This is a genomic window from Alicyclobacillus fructus (assembly GCF_017329605.1).
Classification (GTDB): Bacteria; Bacillota; Bacilli; order Alicyclobacillales; family Alicyclobacillaceae; genus Alicyclobacillus; species Alicyclobacillus fructus.
The window spans coordinates 90,361-111,932 of sequence record NZ_JAFMTY010000003.1; the positions used below are offsets into that span (position 1 = coordinate 90,361).

Below are 21,572 nucleotides of genomic sequence, written 5' to 3' on the forward strand. Positions count from 1 at the left end.
GGCGGGTGCGCCGCGTGAGCAAAGGAGTGACAAGCGTGATAACCAAGCCAAACCGCAACGAAGCGCGCAAGCGGCGTCACGTGCGGGTTCGGGCCAAAGTGTTCGGGACGCCCGAGCGCCCGCGGCTGAACGTGTTTCGGTCGAATAAGCACATCTACGCGCAGCTCATCGACGACACGGTGGGACACACCATTGCAGCCGCGTCGAGCCTGGAAAAGGGCTTTGAGGGCAACGGTGGCAACGTCGAGGGGGCCCGCAAGGTCGGACGCATGATTGCGGAGCGCGCTCTCGCCAAGGGATACAAGAAGGTCGTGTTCGATCGCGGCGGCTATCTGTACCACGGGCGCGTTCGCGCGCTTGCGGATGCCGCGCGTGAAGCGGGTCTCGACTTCTAATTCGACAAGGAGGAAGGTGTACACGTGCGCATTGACCCGAATCAATTGGAGCTGACGGAGCGCGTCGTGCATGTCAACCGCGTGGCGAAAGTCGTCAAGGGCGGTCGGCGTTTCTCGTTCTCTGCGCTTGTGGTCGTAGGCGACGGTCAAGGGCATGTGGGCGCGGGCCTCGGCAAAGCGCAGGAGGTTCCGGATGCGATTCGCAAGGGCATCGAGGACGCGAAGAAGCACCTGATACAGGTGCCCATGCGCAAGACGACCATTCCGCACGAGGCGCTCGGCCACTTTGGCGCGGGCAAGGTCCTCATCAAGCCGGCGCCCGAAGGCAGCGGCGTGATCGCCGGCGGTCCCGTTCGCGCCGTGCTTGAGCTGGCGGGCATTAAGGACATCGTGACGAAGTCGCTCGGGTCCAACAACCCCATCAACATGGTGCACGCGACCATTGACGCGCTGAAGCAGCTGAAGCGGCCGGAGGAAGTCGCGCGGCTTCGCGGAAAGTCGCTGGAAGAGATTCTGTGAAGAGGAGGCGTACACGGTGGCGAAGAAGCTTGCAATTCGGCTCGTTCACAGCCCCAACGGACGCCAACCGGTGCAGCGCAAGACGGCCGCGGCACTAGGGTTCCGCAAGTTGTACCAGACGGTCGTGCGAGAGGACACGCCGGTGATTCGCGGCATGGTGAATCGCATTCGCCATCTGGTCGAAGTGACAGAGGTCGACGAGTGACAGGGAGGTGTGACGGATGAAACTGCACGAGCTGAAGCCCGCCGAGGGTTCGAAACACCGCAAGAAGCGCGTGGGCCGCGGCACGAGCTCGGGCCACGGCAAGACGTCCACGCGCGGTACAAAGGGCCAGTGGGCGCGATCCGGTGGCGGCGTGCGTCCCGGCTTTGAGGGTGGCCAGACGCCGTTGTTCCGCCGCCTGCCGAAGCGCGGGTTCACCAACGCTCGGTTCAAGAAGGTGTATGCGACGGTCAACGTCGACCGGCTGAACGTGTTCCCGGCCGGGACGGTCGTCACGCCGGAGCTCTTGCTGGAACGCCGGATCATTCGCGAACCGCTGGACGGACTCAAGATTCTCGGCAAGGGCGAGTTGCAGGTGAGCCTGACGGTGAAGGCCCACGCGTTCTCATCCTCGGCGCAGGAAAAGATCGAGGCCGCGGGTGGTACCGTCGAGGTGATCTGACGTGTGGCAGGCCATCGCCAACCTGTGGCGTCTGAAGCACCTGCGCAAACGCATCCTGTTCACGCTGATGGTTCTTGCCGTGTACCGGATTGGGACGTACATTCCGGTGCCCGGCATGAACGTGAGCGCGCTGAATGCGGGCGCCGGAAACAACGCGCTGTTCAGCCTGCTGAACATGTTTTCCGGCGGCGCATTCTACCGGTTTTCGATCTTCGCGATGAGTGTCACGCCGTATATCACCGCGTCGATCATCGTGCAGTTGTTGCAGTCAGGCGTGATCCCGCGATTTGAGGAGTGGCAGAAGGAAGGCGAGTCAGGGCGGCAAAAGCTCACTCAGGTCACGCGGTACTTGACGGTGGCCCTCGGTCTGCTGCAGGCCGCGGGATTCACGTACATGTTCGCGCGGTCGGGGCTCTTGCTTCCGGACGCCAACAACTGGTGGTCGTACATCGTGATCGTCGTCACGCTGACCGCCGGTGACACGCTCCTCATGTGGTTCGGAGAGATGATCACGGAGAAAGGCGTCGGGAACGGCATCTCGCTCCTGATTTTCACGAGCATCCTGTCCCGGTTCTCGACCCTCGGTCAAGAGGTGTACGCCAACTGGTTCATGAATCAGTCCGGTCACCTCTTCCTCGGGATCCTGAAGACGCTGATCCTGATCGCGGGGATCGTGATCATCTTCGCGCTCATCGTGTTCGTGCAACAGGCGGAGCGGAAGATCCCGGTGCAGTACGCGAAGCGCGTGGTGGGTCGCACGGTCTATTCGGGCCAGCAGTCGTATATCCCCATCAAGTTGCTCGCGGCGGGCGTGATCCCGGTGATCTTCGCCATTTCGCTGTTGTTCTTGCCGTACACGATCGCGTCGTACTTTCAATCACATCACTGGGCCGAGTTCATTCTGCGCTATCTGAGCCCGCAAACCGGGTGGTTCATGGGCGCGGAAGTGATTCTCATCATCCTGTTCACGTTCTTCTACACGCACGTCCAGATCAATCCGCAGCAACTGGCCGAACAGCTGCAGAAGCATGCGGGTTTCATTCCAGGCGTGCGGCCGGGGCGCGAGACCGAGATGTACATCATCAAGGTGATCAACCGGGTGACGGTCTTCGGTTCCGTGTTTCTCGGTGTGATTTCCATTTTGCCGTTTATCCTTCTGGGCGCCATGAACCTGACCGATTACAACATCCAAGGAACGTCGCTCATCATTCTCGTCGGTGTCGCGCTGCAGACGATGCAGCAGATGGAGGGCCAGGTGCTCCAGCGTCAATACCGCGGATTCATCCGGGACTAGGATGGAACGGCGGAGCGCGCTGGGCGCTCGGCTGTATGCAAGGAGGGGATGTCCGTGCAGGTCATTTTGATAGGATTGCCGGGCGCCGGGAAGGGAACGCAGGCCGCCAAGATTCAGGCGGAGTTTGGCATTCCCCATGTATCGACGGGAGACATGTTCCGGCAAGCGATTGCGTCTGGGAGCGATCTCGGCCGACAAGTCAAGGCGTATCTCGACTCTGGGCGCTTGGTGCCTGACGAGACCACTGTCGCGGTGGTCCGCGACAGGCTGCAGAAGCCGGACGCGGAGAAAGGGTTTCTGCTCGACGGGTTTCCGCGTACGGTTCCGCAGGCGCGGGCACTCGATGACTTGCTTCAGGAACTCGGCAAACCGCTCGACTGCGTCCTCTACATCCACGTGGATCCCTCGGTTCTGAAGGAACGCCTGACGGGTCGTCGCATATGTCGTTCATGTGGAGCGACGTACCACGTCAAGTTCCAGCCCCCGAAGGTGGAGGGCGTTTGCGACGTGTGCGGTGGCGAGCTGTATCAGCGCCCCGACGACACCGAGGAGGCCGTGGCGACTCGCCTCGAGCAGTTCAAGCAGACGGAACCCCTGATTGCCTACTATGAGGAGCGCGGGTTGCTCAAGCGGATCGACGGACAGCAGCCTATCGAGAAGGTTCACGAGGATGTCGTGGCGGCCTTAGCGCCGTTTCAGAGGTGAAGCAGAGCGCGATGGGTGCACCCCGGGAGCTCCCTCCGATCGGTTCGTACGTTGAGGTCATTCAAGGGCGCGACGCAGGACTCGTCGCGGTGGTTCTCGCCCACGAAGGCGATCGGTTTGTGCGGATCGCCGACGGGGATGTCCGCCGCGTCGAAAAGCCGAAGAAGAAGAACGTGGCGCATGTCCGGAGAATTCATCGGATGGCCGAAGGCATTGCCCAGAAGCTCGCGGACGGCGGCCGAGTGACGAATGCGGAGCTCCGTCATGCGGTGAGAATGTTGCTGGAGGCTCAAACGGCAAACGGACGAGATGCACAGGAACGTGAGCAAGGGGGGACATGAGATGGCGAAGGACGATGTGATTGAAGTCGAGGGCACCGTGATCGAACCTCTGCCGAACGCGATGTTTCGCGTCGAGCTGGAAAACGGCCACAAGGTTCTGGCCCATGTATCCGGGAAGATCAGGATGCACTACATCAAGATCCTGCCGGGCGATCGCGTCACCGTGGAACTGTCGCCTTACGATCTGACCCGTGGCAGGATTACGTACCGCTACAAATAATGGAGTGCTGGCATTCGCGGAGTCGTTGCGGTATGATACCGCAAGTGGAGGAGGGGTAAGCATGAAAGTCCGTCCTTCCGTCAAGCCCATGTGCGAGAAGTGCAAGGTGATTCGCCGCAAGGGCAACGTGATGGTCATCTGCGAGAATCCAAAACACAAGCAGCGCCAGGGCTGACGAAGTTCGCAGTCACGGCGGGTTTTTGGCTCGGGGCTTCCACGAAGACAGCGCGGCTGGTCCTTCCACGCGGCCTGCGGCCGCACCGCACATGCGCCCGCGGGTGAGCGTGAAGGGACTGTCTTCGTGTTTGCATACAAATCACCGCTTTCACGCTGGACTGGGTCAGTGAGCGCGAGGCGCGGTCCTGTACAAGCCCAGCGCGGAATGAAGGACACTGGAGGTGCAGTCTGTACATGGCACGAATTGCCGGCGTCGACTTGCCGCGCGACAAGCGCGTCGAGATCGGACTGACGTACATTTACGGCATCGGCCGCACGACGTCGAACAAGATTCTCGCGGCCACGGGCATTGATCCGAACAAGCGCGTGCGAGATCTCACGGAGGACGAAGTCGTTCGGTTGCGCGAGGAGATCGAGCGCAATTACAAGGTCGAGGGCGATCTGCGCCGCGAAGTGGCGATGAACATCAAGCGGCTGATCGATATCGGTTGCTACCGTGGCATTCGGCACCGCCGCGGTTTGCCGGTTCGCGGTCAGCGCACGAAGACGAATGCGCGCACGCGCAAGGGTCCGCGCCGTACGGTCGCAGGCAAGAAGAAGTAATCTCTGGAGGTGTCATCGTTGGCAAACAAGGTCACCAAGCGCCGTGGCTCGTCGACGACTGCACGCCCGCGCCGGCGCGACCGGAAGAACATCGAGGTCGGCGTGGCCCACATCAAGTCGACGTTCAATAATACCATCGTCAGCATTGCCGATCCGGCTGGGAACGTGATCTCCTGGGCTTCCGCAGGCACGGTCGGTTTCAAGGGATCGCGCAAGAGCACGCCGTATGCTGCGCAGCTCGCGGCTGAGGCCGCCGCGCGTTCTGCGATGGAGCACGGGATGAAGTCCGTTGAGGTGCTGGTGAAGGGGCCGGGGGCAGGCCGCGAGGCTGCCATTCGCTCGCTTCAGGCGGCCGGACTCGAGATCACGGGGATTCGAGACGTGACGCCGATTCCGCACAACGGTTGCCGCCCGCCGAAGCGCCGCCGCGTCTGACGGGATCGCAGGATCCTGGCATGTGCTGCAGGTATAACAACTACTGGAGGTGTCTATCCTAGAATGGCAAGGTATACAGGGCCCGTGTGCCGTCTGTGCCGCCGCGAGGGCATCAAGCTCTACCTGAAAGGTGAGCGGTGCTTCAGCGAGAAGTGCGCCGTCGACAAGCGGCCGTACGCACCGGGACAACATGGACAAGGTCGCAAGCGCACCACCGAGTATGGCATGCAGCTGCGCGAGAAGCAGAAGGCTCGCCGCTACTACGGGGTGCTCGAGAACCAGTTTGAGCGCTACTATGAGGAGGCCGCTCGCCGTCGCGGGGTGACGGGTGAGACGTTGCTCCAGCTGCTCGAGAGCCGCCTGGACAATGTCGTCTATCGGCTTGGCTTCGCGGCGTCCCGCGCGGAGGCGCGCCAGTTGGTGCGCCATGGCCACATTCAGGTGAACGGCCGCCGCGTGGACATCCCGTCCTTCCTCGTGAAGGAAGGCGACGTCGTGTCCGTCCGGGAGAAGAGCCGCGACAACGCACGGTTGAAGGAACTCGCCGAGCTGATCCCGAGCCGCACCATTCCGGCATGGCTGGAGCTCGACGCCGCCAATTGGACGGCGAAGGTGTTGCGCCGCCCCGCGCGCGACGAGATCGACGCGCCGGTGCAGGAGCAGCAGATCGTCGAGTTCTACTCTCGTTAATCCGGGGTGAACGCTGGATCGTCTAGCCAGCTCCGAGCGTCGACGAGTACCACTCCCAAGGAGGATTAGGAATGATCGAGATAGAGAAGCCGCGGATCGAGATTGTGGAACAAACCGGCGACTACGGGAAGTTCGTGTGCGAACCGCTGGAGCGCGGCTACGGGACGACGCTCGGCAACTCACTGCGCCGCATCCTGCTGTCTTCCATCCCGGGTGCAGCGGTGCGGTCGGTGAAGATCGAGGGCGTGCTCCACGAGTTCTCCACCATCCCTGGGGTCGTCGAGGATGTCACAGAGATCATTCTCAATCTCAAACGGCTCTCGTTGAAAATTCATTCCGACGAAGAGAAGACGCTGATCATCGACGCCGTGGGCCCGGGAGTGGTGACGGCTGGCGACATCCGCGCGGATTCGGACGTCGACATCATGAATCCTGACCTGCACATCGCGACGCTGACCGACGGCGCGCGCATCTACATGGAGATGCGCGCCGGCCGGGGGCGCGGATACGTGCCGGCACACCGCAACAAGCCGGAGGAGCAGGAGATTGGGCTTATCCCCATCGACTCGTTGTACTCGCCCATCTCGCGCGTGAACTTTTCGGTGGAGAACACGCGCGTGGGTCAGATCACGGACTACGACAAACTCACGCTCGAAGTGTGGACGGACGGAAGCGTGGCGCCGGACGAGGCGGTCTCGATCGGAGCAAAGATCCTGACGGAGCACTTGATGTTGTTTGTCGGTCTGACGGATCGGGCGCGGGACACGGATCTCATGGTCGAGAAGGAGAGCGCGCACAACGACAAGATCCTCGACATGCCGATTGAGGAGCTGGATCTGTCTGTGCGCTCCTACAACTGCCTCAAGCGCGCGGGCATCAACACGGTGGCGGAGCTCTGCGCGAAGTCGGAAGAAGAGATGATGAAGGTTCGCAATCTCGGCCGTAAGTCCCTTGAGGAAGTGGTCGAGAAGTTGCACGCCCTTGGACTTAGTTTGCGCAAGGACGACTGAGCGATTCGCAGCAAGGGAGGGAGACGTATGGCATATCGCAAGCTGAATCGGACCTCTTCGAGCCGCAAGGCGCTGTTTCGCAGCCTTGTGACGGATCTGTTCCTCTACGAGCGCATTCAGACGACCGAGGCCAAGGCCAAGGAGCTGCGCTCGATTGCGGAGAAGATGATCACCCTGGCGAAGCGGGGCGATCTCCATTCGCGCCGCCTGGTGGCGCGTTACGTGCGCCGTGAGAAGTTGTCGCCGCTCGGCGAGGGTCCGGATGCCATTCAGAAGCTGTTCGGGGACATCGCGCTGCGCTACAAGGACCGCAACGGGGGGTACACCCGCATTGTGAAGGTGGGCCCGCGCCGCGGTGACGCTGCGCCGATGGTCGTGATCGAACTCGTGTGAGGGTGGGGCGTGTGAGCCGTGGTCGCCGCGTACGACTCGTGCTGGGCTATGACGGGTCGGGCTTCCACGGCTTTGCCCGTCAAGAGGGCCTGCGCACGGTGCAGGGCGTGCTGGAGGACGAACTCCGCCGCATGCTCGGCGTGGACATCCCGGTCGAGGGTTCGGGCCGTACGGATCGGGGCGTGCATGCGCGGGCGCAGGTCGTGCACTTCGATTTGCCGTATGGGCCACCCGCGGACAGGATGGTGCACGTGCTCCGCCGCCGGCTGCCTGCCGATGTATTGCCGCGCGCCGCGGACGAGGTGGACGAAGGGTTTCACGCCCGGTTTTCCGTCGTGCGAAAGACGTACCGGTATACGTTGGAATTGGCCCCTCTGCCGAGCCTCTATTGGTACAGGTTTAGCTGGCATCTTCCCGAATCGCTCGATCTCGCCGCGATGGAGGCGGCGGCGGAACATCTCTTGGGCGAACACGACTTCACGTCGTTCTGCGCAGCCGAGGCGCCTCAGCGGGATAAGGTTCGCAGGCTCGACGCGGTTCGGTTTCGCCGGGACGGATCGCGGCTCCACATCGAATTTGAGGGCAACGGATTTCTGCAGTACATGGTGCGCATTCTGGTCGGCACGCTGGTGAAGGTGGGACGCGGGAAGGAGCGGCCGGAACGGATTCCGCAGATCCTCGAGGCTCGTGACAGGCGGCTCGCTGGCGAGACGGCGCCCCCGCACGGGCTCTGCCTGTGGAACGTGGAGTATCCGCCGGAGTATGGCGGCAAGGTGATTGATCTGGATAGCGATTTATAATAAAATTGTGCAGGTATTTGACCCACTCGATTCCCCCGTTCCATCGGTAGGTCAAATTGCATCGTTCGGAGGGAACGTTGATGCGTACGACATACATGGCGAAGCCCGGCTCCGTCGAGCGCAAGTGGTACGTCATCGATGCCACGGGCTGGCGCGTGGGCCGCTTGGCGACGCAGATTGCGATGATTCTGCGGGGCAAGCATAAGCCCGAGTTCACGCCGCACGTCGACACCGGTGACTTTGTGATTGTCGTGAACGCGGACAAGGTTGTGTTCACGGGCCGGAAGCTGGATCAGAAGAAGTATTATCGCCACTCGGGTTATCCGGGCGGTCTCAAGGTGACCACGGCGCGCACGTTGCTCAATACGCATCCGGAGCGCGTCCTGTATTACGCTGTGCGCGGCATGCTGCCGCACAACTCGCTCGGGCGTCGTCAGCTGAAGAAGTTGCACATCTACGCCGGGCCTGAGCATCCGCACGCGGCGCAAAAACCGATTCCGTTCGTACCCGGCGAGACGCGGGAGTAAAGGAGGGGCAGCAACTTGGCAAGCGTTCAATACTGGGCCGTGGGCCGTCGCAAAACCTCCGTCGCTCGCGTGCGCCTTCTTCCGGGCGACGGCAAGATTGTGGTCAATAAGCGGCCGATGGACGAGTACTTCGGACTCGAGTCGCTGAAACTGATTGTGAAGCAGCCGCTGTTGCTCACGGACACGATGGGGCAGTACGACGTGTACGTGAATGTGCGCGGCGGAGGAATCTCCGGTCAGGCAGGAGCCATTCGTCACGGCATCGCACGCGCGCTGTTGAAGGTGGACCCGAATCTGCGCCCGACGCTGAAGCGCGCCGGACTCTTGACTCGCGATGCGCGGATGAAGGAGCGCAAGAAGTACGGGCTCAAAGCCGCCCGTCGCGCGCCGCAGTTCTCGAAGCGCTGATCCCACGCGGAACACGGCGAAGTGTTGTCTCGAAAGGGCTGTTTTCGTCCCAGGCGAGCCCGGGACGGGAGCAGCCCTTTTTGTGTCGCTTTGGACAACCGGATCATGGAAGCGAGTGGTCTCATGATCGCGTTCCCGCTTGTGCACACTGAGGTCAGCACGACTGCGCCAGAGGGGGCACAAGCATGCACGGAAAGCACAAGCATGTTCCGCTCGCGTTGGCCGCCATGGCCATGCTCCTCGGAGCGTCATCGCTGGTGGTGCCCACACAAGACGCCCGGGCTGCATGGTTTCGTCCGCTGCAGCATAAGGTGAATCCGACCGCGCAGGTCACCGGCATCGAGGGCAAGGTCATCGTCGTGGACGCCGGCCACGGGGGACGGGACTCCGGGGCGCGCGGCGTGGGCGGCGTGATTGAGAAGGACATCACGCTCGCCGTCGCGCACAAGCTGGCCCGGTACCTGCAACAGGGAGGCGCCATCGTGATGATGACCCGGACGACGGATACGGACCTCGCCACCGAGCGCGATCGCGCCATGAAACAGCGTCATCTCGGCGATCTTCGCGGCAGGTTGAACGTCGTCCGCCGCCAGCGTGTCGACGCCTTTGTGTCCATTCACTGCAACAGCGCGCCCTCACCCGACTGGCGCGGCGCGCAGGTGTTGTACCTGAAGACGAATCCTCACGCCAAACAGCTCGCCGCCGTCATGCAGGAGACGTTCCGGGCCGAACTGTTGCCGACCAAGCGCGACATCCAATCGAATCGGACCTTATTCCTTCTCAAGCGAATCGAAGGGCCGACCGTGCTCGCGGAAATCGGATTCCTTTCCAATCCCGACGAAGCTCGGGCGCTCACGACCGATCACTATCAGGAGCGCGTGGCCTTCGCCATGTATCAGGCGCTGGTTCGATATTTCAGCGATCCGGCCGCCAGTCAACCGGCCGAGAAGGACACCTGACCGCGCGTGGAGGAGGGGAGCGGCGTGAAGCACAGGGCGGTCGGCGCACTGATGGCTGGAGCCGTGGGCATGGCGGCGCTTCTCGCGTGGTCGCCCTTGGCGGCCGATCTCGTCGGGCGTCCCGCTTCGTCCGCCCGTGCCGTGTCCTCGTCCGGGCACCCGCTGTCTCTGGTTCTCGAGCGGGCGCCCGTGGACTGGCACGGACGCCCGGTGTACGTGTTGATCAATCGATCCGCGCAATCGCTCCCCCATCTTGTGATCCTCAGCTGGGAGGGTGATCTGCTGCCGCTCCTCCACCTCGGCCCGGCGGCTCCCGCCGAGCTGCCCTCTCGGCCACTGGCACACCCTCCTTACACGCTGCCCTCGGGTTGGTCCGTCTGGTTCGTAGGGCAGGAGCAACCCTGGCCTCGCTATGTCGTGCAGTGGTTGAACGCCAAGGGCGTGGCCTCGTATCAGGTCGTGTCGGCTCGTTTGGTTTCCCCTGCGTGATGATGTACACTAAACGCAGTGTCGCATGTGTCTTCCGAGGCGTTTGCCGGACAAGGGGGTTTATCGATAGATGCTGACTCGCGAGCAGGTCATGGAGGCGCTCCGGGACGTCAAGGATCCGGAGGTCGGCCGCAGTATCGTGGAACTCGACATGGTGCCTTCGGTCGAGATCGAAGGCGGGAAGGTTATTGTGGAGGTGTTGCTGACCATCCGCGGGTGTCCGTTGTCCAACGTGATTGAGCGCGAGATTCGGGATCGCCTGTCGCAACTCGACGGCGTGACCGACGTCGAAGTGCGCGTGGGGCACATGACGGACGAGCAGCGCGCGCAGTTTGCCGCGAAGGTCCGCGGGTTGGGCCGGGGCAACGCGGAGCCGCAGCAGGCGGAGCTCCCGCCCATCCTGCGCCAGCAGGGAAGGCAGTTTTTGGCCATCGCTTCGGGCAAGGGCGGGGTGGGCAAGTCCACCGTGACGGCCAATCTGGCGGTCGCCCTCGCGCGCAAGGGCTACAAGGTCGCGCTGATCGACGCGGACATTTACGGGTTCAGTATCCCGGTCATCTTCGGCATCGAGGGCGTGAAACCGGCGACCATCGAAGATCTGATCATGCCCGTGCAGGCTGAGGGCGTGAAGATCATGTCGATGCAGTTCTTCGTCCCGGAGAACACGCCGGTCGTCTGGCGCGGTCCGATGTTGGGCAAGACATTGCGCAGCTTTTTCGGACAGGTTCACTGGGGCGACGTCGACATCGTATTGCTCGATCTGCCTCCTGGCACGGGCGACGTTGCGCTCGACGTGCATACGCTTCTGCCGCAGAGCAAGCAGCTCATTGTCACGACGCCGCAGGCGGCCGCCGCCGAGGTGGCGGTCCGCGCGGGCCTGATGGGCGTGCGCACCAACCACCAGGTCATCGGCGTCGTGGAAAACATGGCCTACTTCGTGTGCGATTCCTGCGGGGAGACCGCGTACCTGTTCGGCCGCGGCGGCGGGGAACGCGTGGCGGCGGCGCTTAACACGACGCTCCTCGCGGAAATCCCCATCGCGAACCAGGAGAAGGAGCGCGCCGGCATCTTTTCCGAAGCGTCGCTGCACGGTCAAGTCTTCGCCAAGTTGGCCGATCGCGTCGCAGAGGCGATGGGGCTCGCCGAAAATCGCGAGCTTCGAGCCTGACGTGCGCCTATGGACGGCAGACAAACGGCACAAGAAACACCGGGTCCCGTGCGACTCGGTGCTCTTGTGCCGTTGTTGCGTTCCGCGATCTTCATCACGATGAAGATCCCGACTCATCCGACGAATTGTTCGATTTCTGCTGGGATCCGCCCTTGCCGCCCTGTTCTTGTCCGCCCGCGGTCGCTTGTCCGGCCTGCATCGCCTTCTGCACCGCATCCTGCACGGTCTGCTGAAACTGCACCTGGAAGGTCGGCGAGGCGAGAGTCTGGAGGATCACCTTTTGCAATTCGGATCGAAATTCAGGTCCCTGCATCATGGTCTGCAGGGACTTCATGAATTCGTTCGATTGCAAAAGCACCAACATGTCCTGCTGAAAGTTCGGGTCCTTCATCAAACTTTCGACCGTATCCTTGAGCTCGGGCTGCGCGGCCTTGGCCAGCGCCGCGGCGAACTGCGGGTCCTTGGCGGCCTCGGTCAAAAAGGTCTGGGTCTGCTTGGACTGGATGAACTCGGTGAGCGCCTGTTTCACCTCGTCCGGTGAAGCGACGAGCTGATTCTTGAACTCCGGATTCTTCAGGGTGTCCAAGAGCGCCTGTTGGCCTTCCTTCGAATTCAGGATGTCGACGACCATTTGCTTCGTCTGTGTGTAGTTTCCGCTCCCGCCTTCTCCGCTTGCGCTCACGTCAGCCCCGGCGTTCATGCCACAGCCAGTGACGGCGAGAGCCGCGAGCCCGATTGCCACGAGGCGCGCAAGCCTGTTGTTCACGCGAAGCCCCTCCTCAACACCCGGTTTACCGTCAGTATGTGACGGGGCGAGACGGACTATCCCTCATCGCCGTCCCGCCCCCGCGTTCACTGGACCTTCGACTGCACCTGGGCGCCTGCCAAAAGCTCCGAGACCGTGACAAACCGATACCCTTGTTGGCGGAGTTGCTCCACAATCCGGGGCAGCGCCTCGACAATCTGCTTCGAGGAATCGCTCGCGTGCATCAGCACAATGTCGCCCGGCACCACCCGCTTCGTCACCCGGTTGACGATCACGTCCACTCCTGGATTCTTCCAGTCCAGCGAATCGGTGTTCCACTGCACCACCGTGTACCCCATGCTCGTGAGACAGCGAATGACCCGCGGGTTCAGGTCGCCGTTCGGCGTGCGGAACAACTTTGGCTTCACGCCCGTCACCTGTTGAATGGCCTTGTCCGCGAGCATCGCCTGCTCCCGGATCCAGGAATCGGGGTAATTCGAGTAGTCCTTGTGAAGGTAGCCGTGGCTGCCAATTTCGTACCCCATCGCCTTGATCTTCTTCGCAATTTCAGGATGGTGCATGGTCCACGGTCCGCTCAAAAAGAAGGTCGCTTTGGTCACGCCGCACTTCTTCAGGGTCTCCAACACAGGCTCCGGCGTCCGGTGGCCCCACGAGATGTCGAAGGTCAGAGCCACCACTTTTTCCTTTGTGTCCACCTTGTAGATGGCCTTCGGCGCCTGTGCCTTCGCATCCGCAGCCCGCGCCAAACCTGGGTGCGCGCCCATCCACGAGAGGGCGCACACGCACGCGGCCACAAGCGCCATGGCGCCCGTGCGTACTCGCTTCCACCAGTTGCGCATCTGCAAACCTCCCTTGTGATTCTCCGTGCAGTGTTTGCAGCGGCCGCATCACCTATGCGATCCCGGCGTGGGCGTCTTCTGTGACCAATCGCGCAAAAGGCCCATAGCTTACGATCAGCGACTTCACGGGAGGCGATGATCATGCTGATGCTCGCGCTTGGCGATTCGATTACATATGGGTACGGTGCGAGTACACCGGATAAACGTTTCGCAGAGCGCCTCCGCGCTCGCTTTGCCCGGCAGACGCGAACCACCCTCCATGTGCAGGCCAAACCGGGCTGGACAGCGCGACAACTGTACAAGTCGCTTCAGGATCTGCCGCCCTGCATCGTCGAGGAGGCCGAGATCGTCACGCTCATGATCGGCGGCAACGATCTCCTGCGCAGCGCGCCCGTGCTGCTCACGCGCAGAGCCGATCTCATCCAGGAGGTCATGCGCCGGTGCGAAGAGGACGTGGAGCGCTTGGTGGAATGGTGCAAGCGGCCGCACAGCGCCTTCGCCATCGCGACGCTCTACAATCCCTTTCCGAATTTCGCGCTGGCCGAGGAGGTGACACAGGAGTACAACGATCGCGTCCGCCGGATCGCGCTCCGCCAGGGGCTTTTGGTGGTGGAAACCTACAAGGTGTTCCGCGGCCACGAGCCGGCTTTCGTGGAACACTATCGAAGTGGCCAATTTCGGGATATGCGCCTGTTTCGCAATCCGATTCACCCCACGGACGAGGGCCATGAGGCGCTGGCGAAGGCGTTCTTTCGGGCGATTCAACGGGCGAGATCGAAGGAGCGCGCGAGGGCGGCTCGAGGGCGCGCCGTGTGGCGGGCGTGAGCGCGGTCTGGCAGGGACTGTCTTGACTCGGGGGCTCGGGTAGGAAACAATGGGAACGAGACTCCCCGACGGTCAGGGGGCTTTGTATGGACGCCTGGTTCGCCGCAATCCGGGACTTCGGCTTCAAGGACGTCATCGACATCCTCTTTGTGGCCTTCATGATCTACTACCTGTTGCTGCTCATCCGCGGCACGCGAGCGGTTCAGCTTTTAAAGGGTGTCCTTGTCGTCGTCGTGGTGACCATGGTCTCGAGCCTTCTCAACCTGTCCGCCTCCGACTGGTTGCTGAACCGCATCATCGAGATTGGGTTGTTTGCCATCCCCGTGGTGTTTCAACCTGAACTTCGCCGCGCGCTCGAGCAACTCGGGCGAGGAAGTCTGTGGAACTTCAATCTCCTGCTGCACGAGGAACCGAACATGGTCCACACCGTGAACGAAATTGTCAAGGCCTGTCAGGTGCTTGCGAAGACGAAGACGGGGGCGCTCATCGTCATCGAGCGCCAGACGGGCCTGAACGAATACATCGAGACGGGGACGCGGCTGGAGGCGCGCGTCAGTACCGAATTGTTCATCAACCTGTTTATTCCCAACACGCCGCTCCACGACGGGGCCGTGATCGTGCGGGGGACGCAGATCATGGCGGCGGGATGCGTGCTTCCGCTCACGGAGAACCGCAATCTGGACAAGCAGCTCGGCACGAGACATCGCGCTGGGCTTGGGATCACGGAGCAGTCGGACGGCGTAAGCGTGATTGTGTCGGAGGAGACGGGACAGGTGTCGGTCTGCGTGGACGGCATGATGCACGGTCATCTGGACGAGGAGCGGCTGAATGAGCTGCTGATGAAGCTGCTCGTACCGCAGAAGACGAGCGCACTCTCGTTCTGGAACCGAAAGGCGGAGTCGCGATGATGGATCGGCTGTTGAACAACAACGTGGCGCTGCGCGTCATCGCCCTGGTGCTCGCGTGCATCTTGTGGCTGGCTGTTCACGCGGAACAAGGAGGGAGCCAGCAGGCCACCGCCGGGGTGACCGAGTCGTTTGAACTGCCGGTTCGGGTGGAGGTTTCCGCGGACGAGGTTCTGGTGTCGCAGGTGCCGACGGTCACCGCTCGGGTGACCACGAACCTCCTCCGGCTGCCGACCCTGGCCTCCGACATGATGAAGGCCGAGATCGTGGCCAATGCCCAGGATCTCGGGCCGGGCACCTACACGGTGCACGTGGCGGCCGTCAACATGCCGGCCAGCGTGCGAAGTTACACGATCTCGCCCGCCACCGTCACGGTGACCTTGGAGCCCAGGGTGACGGTGGAGCGGCCCATCCGGCTGAGCGTGGTGGGAACGCCGAGTCAGGGATACGTGCTGGGCAAGCCGCAGCTTGGCGCTGGCGTGGTGGACATCTCGGGCGCGGCATCCAGCGTGCAATCGGTGGCGGAGGTCGCGGGCGTGGTGGATGCGAGCGGACTATCGCAGACCGAGACCAGGCTCGTCGATTTGTTGCCGTTGGATGCGTCGGGCAAAGCGGTTCCAGGGGTGACGGTGACGCCGTCGTCCATTGCGGTGACACTCCCTGTGACGTCGGCCAGCCAGACGGTGAAGCTCACGCCTGCGGTCACGGGAAGTCCGGCTGCGGGCTATGCCGTTGCGTCGGTTCGCCTCTCGCCTGGAAGCGCCGTCGAACAAGGGCTGCCCGCGAGTCAGCTTCCGTCGGAAGGGTTGCGCGTGCCCATCGATGTCACGGGACTCGCCAAGTCGACCACGGTTTCCGTTCCGGTGCCGCTCCTCCCGGGAATGACGGGCGTGTCGCCCACAGCGGTGACGGCCGTGATCGACGTGGAGCCTTCTGCGGTCTACACGATTCCGGACGTGCCGGTCACCATCTCGGGCGCGACGGGCGTGCGCCTGCTGAGCCCGCGGAGCGTCAGCGTCGCGGTGACGGGGGCTCAGTCGGCGGTGCGCGCCGTGGAAAAGGATCCCAGCGCGGTGCAGGCGTTTGTGGATGCCACGGGCATGAGCCGCGGCACGGCCTCGTTGCCCATCCAGATCCACTTGCCCGCCGGCGTGTCGGCGGTCAGCGTCTCGGCGCGGACGGCGAGCGTGGAAGCGGTGCCCTGACGGGCGCGCCAAACACTGCATCTTTGCACAAACCGCCTTCTGTGGCACAATGTTTGCGTTGTGAGAGAGGAGCGTGGACAGGTGGGCAGGTGGTTTGGAACGGACGGCGTGCGCGGCGTGGCCAATCGGGAATTGACGCCTGAGCTGGCGTTTCGCCTGGGGCGCGTCGGCGCGTATGTGCTCACGGCGCGTCGGCCTGGATCGCGCATTGTCGTCGGCAAGGATACCCGGATTTCGGGGGACATGCTGGAGACCGCCCTGGTGAGCGGGATTTTGTCGATGGGCGTGGACGCCCTCCGGCTCGGCGTCATTTCGACGCCCGGCGTGGCGTATCTCACGCGCCTTCTCAGGGCGGACGCGGGCGTGATGATCTCGGCCTCCCACAACCCGGTCGCCGACAACGGCATCAAGTTTTTCGGCGGCGACGGCTTCAAGTTGTTGGACGAGATGGAAGAGCGGATGGAGGCATTGTTGGCCGAGGAGAACGACACCCTGCCGAGGCCCATCGGCGACGGGGTCGGCCGCATGTACGACGAGCCGGCGACGGAGGCCTACGTTCGCTTTCTGGTTCAGGCCGCTCGGGCGCGGTTCGATGGGCTCAAGGTGGTGCTCGATTGTGCCAATGGCGCCGCGTCCTTCATCGCGCCTGAGGTGTTCCGGCGGCTGGGTGCTGACGTGATCGTCATCCACGCGAATCCGGACGGGGTCAACATCAATGTCGACTGTGGATCGACCCATCCGCACATCGTCCAGCGCGCGGTGCTACAGCACGGCGCGGACGTGGGACTCGCGTTTGACGGGGACGCGGATCGCTGCATCGCCGTGGACGAGAACGGCGAGGTGGCCGACGGCGACTTCATTATGGCCATTCTCGCGCGCGCCATGAAGGAAAAAGGAGAATTGCGCGGGGATAAGGTCGTGGCGACCGTCATGTCCAACCTCGGCTTTCTGAAGGCCATGGGCGATCTCGGCATCACCGTGCTGCGCACGGCCGTGGGGGATCGGTACGTGATGGAGCGCATGCGCGAAGAGGGCGCGTCGCTCGGCGGCGAGCAGAGCGGGCACATCATCCTGCTCGATCACACCACCACCGGGGACGGCATGCTCACCGCGGTCAAGCTGGTCGAGACGATGGTCCAGAGCGGCAAACGCCTGTCGGAGCTCAGCCGCGTCATGACGCGCTATCCGCAGATCCTGGAGAACGTGCGCGTGCGCGACAAGCGCGCGTGGCGGGATAACGCGGCCATTCAGGATGCGCTGCGCAGGGCGGAGGCCGAACTCGGCGACAGCGGGCGTGTGCTCGTGCGCGAGTCGGGCACGGAGAATCTGGTGCGCGTGATGGTCGAGGGCCTCGATGAGAAGCTGTTGCGCCGCGTGGTGGGCGAGATCGTCCAGGTGATTGAATCGGAGCTCGGCGAGTCGAAGGCGGCTCGCTGAAGGGAGGGATGCCGAGGAAGGAACGGAATGGGCCTTTTTTCGTAGAATGTCACATGCGGCTGTGAATCTGAGACGCAGCGCATGCAAGCGCCTGGACTCGGGCTTGCCCGAGTTGACGCGGAGGAGGTCGGCGAACGATTCGGCGGATGCCTCCCGGCGCCTATCCGATCGCGCCGCAAGCGAAGCCTGAAATCCGCCGGGCGACCGGCGGGACAGAGGCGAGCAGATCGGATGAAGGAGGATACCTGCTTCATGTGTGGGATTGTTGGCTATATCGGCCCAAGGAACGTCAAGGACGTCGTCGTGGGCGGGCTGGCGAAGCTGGAATACCGCGGCTATGATTCTGCAGGGGTGGCCGCCCTGGCGGACGGAAACATTCGGATTGTGAAGGCCGTCGGCCGCCTGGCGAATCTCGAGGAAAAACTCGCGCAAATGCCGATCTCAGGCCATGTCGCCATCGGCCACACGCGCTGGGCGACGCACGGAAAGCCCTCGGACGAAAACGCGCATCCGCACCAGGACTGCAGCGGCCGATTCGCCATCGTGCACAACGGGATCGTGGAAAATTACCTCTCGCTGCGCGAAGAGCTGGTGGCGCTCGGGCACGAGTTCCGCTCGGAGACCGATACGGAAGTCGTGGCGCACCTGATTGAGGAGATGTATAACGGGGATCTGTTCGAAACCATGATCGCGGTCGGCAAACGAATCCGCGGCGCGTACGCGCTCGTCGTCATGGCGAAGGATCACCCGGACGAAATGATCGCGATTCGCCGCGCGAGCCCGATGATCATCGGCCTCGGCGAGAAGGAGAACTTTGTGGCTTCGGATATCCCGGCCATTCTCGAGTACACGCGCGACATCTACGTGATGGAGGACGGAGAGATGGCCGTCCTGCGCCGCGATGGCGTCGAGTGCTTCACGATGGACGGGGAACCCGTGAAGAAAGAGGTCTATCACGTCACGTGGGACGCGGTGAGTGCGGAGCGCGGAGGCTACCCGCACTTCATGCTGAAGGAGATCCACGAGCAGCCGCGCGCCGTGCGGGACACGCTCCGCGGCCGGGTGTCGGATGATTTGAGCCGCGTGGAACTCCCTGAACTCGGCCTCGCAGAGGAGGACATTCGAGCCATCGACCGGATCCACATCGTCGCGTGCGGCACGTCGTGGCACGCCGGCCTCGTCGGGAAGGCGGCCATCGAGACGTTTGCGCGCATTCCCGTCAACGTCGAGATCGCGTCGGAATATCGATACGCCGATCCCATTGTGACGGATCGCACGCTCATCCTTGCGATCACGCAGTCGGGCGAGACGGCGGACACGCTGGCGGCGATGCGGGAGATGAAGAAGCGAGGCGTGCGCGTGGTGGCCATCACCAACGTGGTCGGCAGTTCGGCCGCGCGCGAAGCGGACAGCACCATCGTCACATGGGCTGGGCCGGAGATCGCCGTGGCTTCGACGAAGGCGTACACCACACAGCTCGTGGCGCTGTACCTGTTGGCCGTGCGGTTCGGCCTCGCCCGCGGGACGCTTGCGGAGGAGAAGGCGCGCGAGGTGCTGGCGGCGCTCGACGATCTGCCTCAGGTTGTGGAGCAGGTGCTGGACACGGCGCCGCAGATCGAGTCGTTTGCGAAGCGGTACAAGGACGCGCACGACACGTTCTTCATCGGCCGCGGCATGGACTACGCGGTCTCGCTCGAAGGCGCCTTGAAGTTGAAGGAGATCTCGTACATCCACGCGGAAGCGTACGCGGCTGGCGAGCTCAAGCACGGCACGCTGGCGCTCATTACGGACGGGGTGCCCGTCATTGCGCTCGCGATGCAGCCGGAGCTGTACGAGAAGACGCTGTCGAACATCGTCGAGGTGAAAGCGCGCGGCGCGTTTGTCCTCGGACTCACCTGGGTGGGCAACGAAGATCTCGAGAAGACGGTTGACGAAGTGATTTATCTGCCGAAGACGATGCCGCTTCTCGCGCCCGTGGCGGCGGTGATTCCGCTGCAACTGCTGGCGTACTACGCCGCGGTGGCGCGGGGGAACGACGTCGACAAGCCGCGAAACCTGGCGAAGAGCGTGACGGTGGAATGAAGACGACAGGCGGACCGGGAGAGCCCCGGTTCGCCTTTTGCTTTCTGGCTTGCCCGCCCCACGCGAGTTACCGCGATTCTGCCGCGCACGGATTCGCGCCATCGCCTGAGGAAAAGAGGTGACGACATGCTTTCGTGCAGCTCCGGTCATTTATGCCATCCAGAAAGGCTGAGGCTTGCAACCTTGTATGGCTGGCATCAGGACGACACGGACTTTCAGTTGCTTCAGCAGGGGGAGAACGATACGTTTCTCGTTCGAACGCGTGGGATGCGATACATTCTGAGGCGCTATCGACGGGAACGGTATGGCGAACGGGAGATCCTCGCCGAACTTGCGTGGATGTGTGCGCTGCGCAATGACATCGACGTGCCCAACGTGATTTCGAATACAGCAGGAGACCTCGCCACGCGGCTCATCGGTCCAGACGGTGAACGCGTGTACGTGGTCTTTGAGTTCATCGAAGGGGAATCGCTCGAAAGACCCTCCAAGGAAGACTATCGCCGTCTTGGGGCATTGATGAAAGCGCTCCACAGCGGCGCGGACGCCATCGCGCAGTCGATGAACGAGGATTGGGCGGGGTGGAATCGCCCCGTGTACGATGTTCAACGCGCGGTCAGAGAGCCTCTCCGCCATTTGCTTCAGTTCGAGTCGTTGAGCGAGGTGAACAAAAGGCGTTGTGTCTCCGTCGCGGAGGAACTCGAGAGGAGATTTCGCACTCTCGAGCCGGATCGACACTTCATCCACGCGGACCTGCATTTCGGAAACCTGCTCGTGCGTGAGCCGAACTGGTATTGCCTTGATTTCGACGAATGCGGATACGGACACAGGGCCCTCGATCTCGGCGTGGTCAAACTGCATCTCAGGAATCGGCCCGATGCCTTGGCTTGCTGGGCGCATTTTGAACACGGCTACGGCGATATGCCGTCGCGCGGGGTTTTGGCGATAGGGACGGCGGCCCGCATCTTCTATATGGCAGGGAAGATTCCCATGCGGCAGGACATCGAGTCCTTGCGCCACAACCCGGATGCGCGCATTGGGAAGTACCTGACTTGGATCGAAGACGAGCTGGCGTGACCGGTGAGCGACCGCGTTTGCCGGGTGGTACAGCGTTTCGAATCAAGTCAAGACACGCATCCGCTCCTTACCGCGCCGCAAGGTCACCACGTGTCGAAAGGGCTTCGCACGGAATGGCCAGTTCAAGAGAATCAGCAGGCTGGGACCCGCGGCATCACACAGCGTCTGAAGGCCCTGCGCCATCCCGTGGACGTCATGCGCCTGCATAAGCTCCCTGATGCCTAAGGCCGCTATGCCTGCGGCACAGGCGGCGAGGAACATTACTGCGGCCACCCAGTCGCTCGCTCTTCTCGACTTGCCCAACACCTCCCAAGTCCCCTGAAGGGAACCTCCCACGATTTCGCAGGTAGGCGCACCTTCTTGCCAACGAATCGCGATTTCTTGGCGGTCGCCTCGCCACATGGCATACGCGGCCGCGACCCAAGCCAGCAGTGCGAAAGCAGGAAGGTCTAACCAGTACCACCCCGGAGAACGAGCCGGTAGGTTGCGGATGAGCGTTTCGACGACCACATAGGAGGCGCAGATCAGGCCGAGGGTAGAGCACATCACGATGCCCTGAAGCCGCGTCGCGCGGGAGTGCACCAGCCCGCGGCGGACGTCGCGCGTTTCCATGGGGTTCACCTCACCACCCTCTTACATTT

Annotated in this window: 29 protein-coding genes; 26 read left to right on the top strand and 3 right to left on the bottom strand. The window is 62.7% G+C overall.

Annotation, left to right across the window (positions count from 1 at the left end):
• Positions 1 to 35: 35 nt before the first annotated feature.
• The 20 genes from rplR to J3481_RS02295 all read left to right on the top strand — a co-directional run bounded on the left by rplR (position 36) and on the right by J3481_RS02295 (position 11,798).
• On the top strand, positions 36 to 395 hold the full coding sequence (gene rplR, locus J3481_RS02200; RefSeq protein WP_206830593.1) for a 50S ribosomal protein L18: 360 nt from the start codon (positions 36 to 38) through the stop codon (positions 393 to 395).
• Positions 396 to 419: 24 nt separating this feature from the next.
• On the top strand, positions 420 to 914 hold the full coding sequence (gene rpsE / locus J3481_RS02205; protein WP_206830592.1) for a 30S ribosomal protein S5: 495 nt from the start codon (positions 420 to 422) through the stop codon (positions 912 to 914).
• A 16-nt stretch (positions 915 to 930) separates the two neighbouring features.
• Positions 931 to 1,119: a 50S ribosomal protein L30 gene (gene rpmD / locus J3481_RS02210; RefSeq protein ID WP_014465720.1), complete on the top strand. Its 189-nt coding sequence runs from the start codon at positions 931 to 933 to the stop codon at positions 1,117 to 1,119.
• A gap of 16 nt (positions 1,120 to 1,135) precedes the next feature.
• Positions 1,136 to 1,579, top strand: coding sequence for a 50S ribosomal protein L15 (gene rplO / locus J3481_RS02215; protein ID WP_206830591.1), 444 nt, complete (start codon positions 1,136 to 1,138; stop codon positions 1,577 to 1,579).
• 1 nt (position 1,580) lies between these two features.
• A complete protein-coding gene (gene secY / locus J3481_RS02220; RefSeq protein ID WP_206830590.1) occupies positions 1,581 to 2,873 on the top strand; it encodes a preprotein translocase subunit SecY in 1,293 nt (430 codons plus the stop codon).
• A gap of 54 nt (positions 2,874 to 2,927) precedes the next feature.
• Positions 2,928 to 3,578 (top strand): adenylate kinase, encoded by a 651-nt coding sequence (locus tag J3481_RS02225; RefSeq protein ID WP_206830589.1) that lies wholly within the window; start codon positions 2,928 to 2,930, stop codon positions 3,576 to 3,578.
• 11 nt (positions 3,579 to 3,589) lie between these two features.
• Entirely contained in the window at positions 3,590 to 3,919 is a 330-nt protein-coding gene (locus J3481_RS02230; RefSeq protein WP_206830588.1) for a KOW domain-containing RNA-binding protein, read from the top strand.
• A gap of 1 nt (position 3,920) precedes the next feature.
• Positions 3,921 to 4,139 (top strand): translation initiation factor IF-1, encoded by a 219-nt coding sequence (gene infA, locus J3481_RS02235; protein WP_006445797.1) that lies wholly within the window; start codon positions 3,921 to 3,923, stop codon positions 4,137 to 4,139.
• 61 nt (positions 4,140 to 4,200) lie between these two features.
• The gene (gene rpmJ / locus J3481_RS02240; protein WP_008339738.1) at positions 4,201 to 4,314 is read left to right on the top strand and encodes a 50S ribosomal protein L36; all 114 of its coding nucleotides are present in this window, start codon (positions 4,201 to 4,203) and stop codon (positions 4,312 to 4,314) included.
• Positions 4,315 to 4,550: 236 nt separating this feature from the next.
• Positions 4,551 to 4,919 carry a 30S ribosomal protein S13 gene (gene rpsM / locus J3481_RS02245; protein WP_012811919.1) on the top strand — a complete coding sequence of 123 codons (369 nt, stop codon included), beginning with the start codon at positions 4,551 to 4,553 and terminating at the stop codon, positions 4,917 to 4,919.
• Positions 4,920 to 4,937: 18 nt separating this feature from the next.
• Complete coding sequence (gene rpsK, locus J3481_RS02250) at positions 4,938 to 5,354, top strand: 30S ribosomal protein S11 (RefSeq protein ID WP_206830587.1); 417 nt, start codon at positions 4,938 to 4,940, stop codon at positions 5,352 to 5,354.
• 63 nt (positions 5,355 to 5,417) lie between these two features.
• Positions 5,418 to 6,044, top strand: a complete 627-nt coding sequence (gene rpsD / locus J3481_RS02255; RefSeq protein WP_206830586.1) for a 30S ribosomal protein S4 — start codon at positions 5,418 to 5,420, stop codon at positions 6,042 to 6,044.
• A 71-nt stretch (positions 6,045 to 6,115) separates the two neighbouring features.
• Positions 6,116 to 7,054, top strand: coding sequence for a DNA-directed RNA polymerase subunit alpha (locus tag J3481_RS02260; RefSeq protein ID WP_206830585.1), 939 nt, complete (start codon positions 6,116 to 6,118; stop codon positions 7,052 to 7,054).
• Positions 7,055 to 7,081: 27 nt separating this feature from the next.
• Positions 7,082 to 7,447 (top strand): 50S ribosomal protein L17, encoded by a 366-nt coding sequence (rplQ, locus tag J3481_RS02265; RefSeq protein ID WP_008339728.1) that lies wholly within the window; start codon positions 7,082 to 7,084, stop codon positions 7,445 to 7,447.
• An 11-nt stretch (positions 7,448 to 7,458) separates the two neighbouring features.
• Positions 7,459 to 8,247 carry a tRNA pseudouridine(38-40) synthase TruA gene (gene truA / locus J3481_RS02270; RefSeq protein ID WP_206830584.1) on the top strand — a complete coding sequence of 263 codons (789 nt, stop codon included), beginning with the start codon at positions 7,459 to 7,461 and terminating at the stop codon, positions 8,245 to 8,247.
• Positions 8,248 to 8,327: 80 nt separating this feature from the next.
• On the top strand, positions 8,328 to 8,774 hold the full coding sequence (gene rplM / locus J3481_RS02275; protein ID WP_041695507.1) for a 50S ribosomal protein L13: 447 nt from the start codon (positions 8,328 to 8,330) through the stop codon (positions 8,772 to 8,774).
• A gap of 15 nt (positions 8,775 to 8,789) precedes the next feature.
• Positions 8,790 to 9,182: a 30S ribosomal protein S9 gene (gene rpsI / locus J3481_RS02280; RefSeq protein ID WP_014465709.1), complete on the top strand. Its 393-nt coding sequence runs from the start codon at positions 8,790 to 8,792 to the stop codon at positions 9,180 to 9,182.
• Positions 9,183 to 9,367: 185 nt separating this feature from the next.
• Positions 9,368 to 10,141 carry an N-acetylmuramoyl-L-alanine amidase gene (locus tag J3481_RS02285; protein WP_206830583.1) on the top strand — a complete coding sequence of 258 codons (774 nt, stop codon included), beginning with the start codon at positions 9,368 to 9,370 and terminating at the stop codon, positions 10,139 to 10,141.
• A 24-nt stretch (positions 10,142 to 10,165) separates the two neighbouring features.
• Positions 10,166 to 10,630 (top strand): hypothetical protein, encoded by a 465-nt coding sequence (locus tag J3481_RS02290; RefSeq protein WP_206830582.1) that lies wholly within the window; start codon positions 10,166 to 10,168, stop codon positions 10,628 to 10,630.
• Between the two features lie 70 nt (positions 10,631 to 10,700).
• The gene (locus J3481_RS02295; protein WP_206830581.1) at positions 10,701 to 11,798 is read left to right on the top strand and encodes an Mrp/NBP35 family ATP-binding protein; all 1,098 of its coding nucleotides are present in this window, start codon (positions 10,701 to 10,703) and stop codon (positions 11,796 to 11,798) included.
• 94 nt (positions 11,799 to 11,892) lie between these two features.
• Here J3481_RS02295 and gerD read toward each other — a convergent pair whose 3' ends face one another.
• Positions 11,893 to 12,564 (bottom strand): spore germination lipoprotein GerD, encoded by a 672-nt coding sequence (gerD, locus tag J3481_RS02300; protein WP_206830580.1) that lies wholly within the window; start codon positions 12,562 to 12,564, stop codon positions 11,893 to 11,895.
• Positions 12,565 to 12,650: 86 nt separating this feature from the next.
• The gene (pdaB, locus tag J3481_RS02305) at positions 12,651 to 13,403 is read right to left on the bottom strand and encodes a polysaccharide deacetylase family sporulation protein PdaB (RefSeq protein ID WP_206830579.1); all 753 of its coding nucleotides are present in this window, start codon (positions 13,401 to 13,403) and stop codon (positions 12,651 to 12,653) included.
• 141 nt (positions 13,404 to 13,544) lie between these two features.
• On the opposite strand from pdaB, the gene J3481_RS02310 reads away from it, so the two are divergent.
• The 6 genes from J3481_RS02310 to J3481_RS02335 all read left to right on the top strand — a co-directional run bounded on the left by J3481_RS02310 (position 13,545) and on the right by J3481_RS02335 (position 20,931).
• Positions 13,545 to 14,228 (top strand): SGNH/GDSL hydrolase family protein, encoded by a 684-nt coding sequence (locus J3481_RS02310; RefSeq protein ID WP_206830578.1) that lies wholly within the window; start codon positions 13,545 to 13,547, stop codon positions 14,226 to 14,228.
• Between the two features lie 86 nt (positions 14,229 to 14,314).
• A complete protein-coding gene (gene cdaA / locus J3481_RS02315) occupies positions 14,315 to 15,136 on the top strand; it encodes a diadenylate cyclase CdaA (protein ID WP_206830577.1) in 822 nt (273 codons plus the stop codon).
• The gene (locus J3481_RS02320; RefSeq protein WP_206830576.1) at positions 15,133 to 16,338 is read left to right on the top strand and encodes a CdaR family protein; all 1,206 of its coding nucleotides are present in this window, start codon (positions 15,133 to 15,135) and stop codon (positions 16,336 to 16,338) included. Before cdaA ends, J3481_RS02320 begins: the two co-directional genes overlap by 4 nt.
• An 81-nt stretch (positions 16,339 to 16,419) precedes the next feature.
• Positions 16,420 to 17,775: a phosphoglucosamine mutase gene (glmM, locus tag J3481_RS02325; protein WP_206830575.1), complete on the top strand. Its 1,356-nt coding sequence runs from the start codon at positions 16,420 to 16,422 to the stop codon at positions 17,773 to 17,775.
• Between the two features lie 252 nt (positions 17,776 to 18,027).
• Positions 18,028 to 19,857 carry a glutamine--fructose-6-phosphate transaminase (isomerizing) gene (glmS, locus tag J3481_RS02330; protein ID WP_206830574.1) on the top strand — a complete coding sequence of 610 codons (1,830 nt, stop codon included), beginning with the start codon at positions 18,028 to 18,030 and terminating at the stop codon, positions 19,855 to 19,857.
• A gap of 183 nt (positions 19,858 to 20,040) precedes the next feature.
• Complete coding sequence (locus J3481_RS02335; protein ID WP_206830573.1) at positions 20,041 to 20,931, top strand: phosphotransferase enzyme family protein; 891 nt, start codon at positions 20,041 to 20,043, stop codon at positions 20,929 to 20,931.
• 42 nt (positions 20,932 to 20,973) lie between these two features.
• Here J3481_RS02335 and J3481_RS02340 read toward each other — a convergent pair whose 3' ends face one another.
• Positions 20,974 to 21,552, bottom strand: a complete 579-nt coding sequence (locus tag J3481_RS02340) for a hypothetical protein (RefSeq protein ID WP_206830572.1) — start codon at positions 21,550 to 21,552, stop codon at positions 20,974 to 20,976.
• Positions 21,553 to 21,572 lie beyond the last annotated feature (20 nt).

Excerpts from the sequence above, each read along its gene's own strand:
- rplO (WP_206830591.1), top strand. The coding sequence starts at position 1,136 with ATGAAACTGCACGAGCTGAAGCCCGCCGAGGGTTCGAAACACCGCAAG.
- J3481_RS02230 (WP_206830588.1), top strand. The coding sequence starts at position 3,590 with ATGGGTGCACCCCGGGAGCTCCCTCCGATCGGTTCGTACGTTGAGGTC.
- infA (WP_006445797.1), top strand. The coding sequence starts at position 3,921 with ATGGCGAAGGACGATGTGATTGAAGTCGAGGGCACCGTGATCGAACCT.
- rpmJ (WP_008339738.1), top strand. The coding sequence starts at position 4,201 with ATGAAAGTCCGTCCTTCCGTCAAGCCCATGTGCGAGAAGTGCAAGGTG.
- rpsM (WP_012811919.1), top strand. The coding sequence starts at position 4,551 with ATGGCACGAATTGCCGGCGTCGACTTGCCGCGCGACAAGCGCGTCGAG.
- rpsD (WP_206830586.1), top strand. The coding sequence starts at position 5,418 with ATGGCAAGGTATACAGGGCCCGTGTGCCGTCTGTGCCGCCGCGAGGGC.
- J3481_RS02260 (WP_206830585.1), top strand. The coding sequence starts at position 6,116 with ATGATCGAGATAGAGAAGCCGCGGATCGAGATTGTGGAACAAACCGGC.
- rplQ (WP_008339728.1), top strand. The coding sequence starts at position 7,082 with ATGGCATATCGCAAGCTGAATCGGACCTCTTCGAGCCGCAAGGCGCTG.
- rplM (WP_041695507.1), top strand. The coding sequence starts at position 8,328 with ATGCGTACGACATACATGGCGAAGCCCGGCTCCGTCGAGCGCAAGTGG.
- J3481_RS02285 (WP_206830583.1), top strand. The coding sequence starts at position 9,368 with ATGCACGGAAAGCACAAGCATGTTCCGCTCGCGTTGGCCGCCATGGCC.
- J3481_RS02295 (WP_206830581.1), top strand. The coding sequence starts at position 10,701 with ATGCTGACTCGCGAGCAGGTCATGGAGGCGCTCCGGGACGTCAAGGAT.
- pdaB (WP_206830579.1), bottom strand. The coding sequence starts at position 13,403 with ATGCGCAACTGGTGGAAGCGAGTACGCACGGGCGCCATGGCGCTTGTG.
- J3481_RS02310 (WP_206830578.1), top strand. The coding sequence starts at position 13,545 with ATGCTGATGCTCGCGCTTGGCGATTCGATTACATATGGGTACGGTGCG.
- cdaA (WP_206830577.1), top strand. The coding sequence starts at position 14,315 with ATGGACGCCTGGTTCGCCGCAATCCGGGACTTCGGCTTCAAGGACGTC.
- J3481_RS02320 (WP_206830576.1), top strand. The coding sequence starts at position 15,133 with ATGATGGATCGGCTGTTGAACAACAACGTGGCGCTGCGCGTCATCGCC.
- glmS (WP_206830574.1), top strand. The coding sequence starts at position 18,028 with ATGTGTGGGATTGTTGGCTATATCGGCCCAAGGAACGTCAAGGACGTC.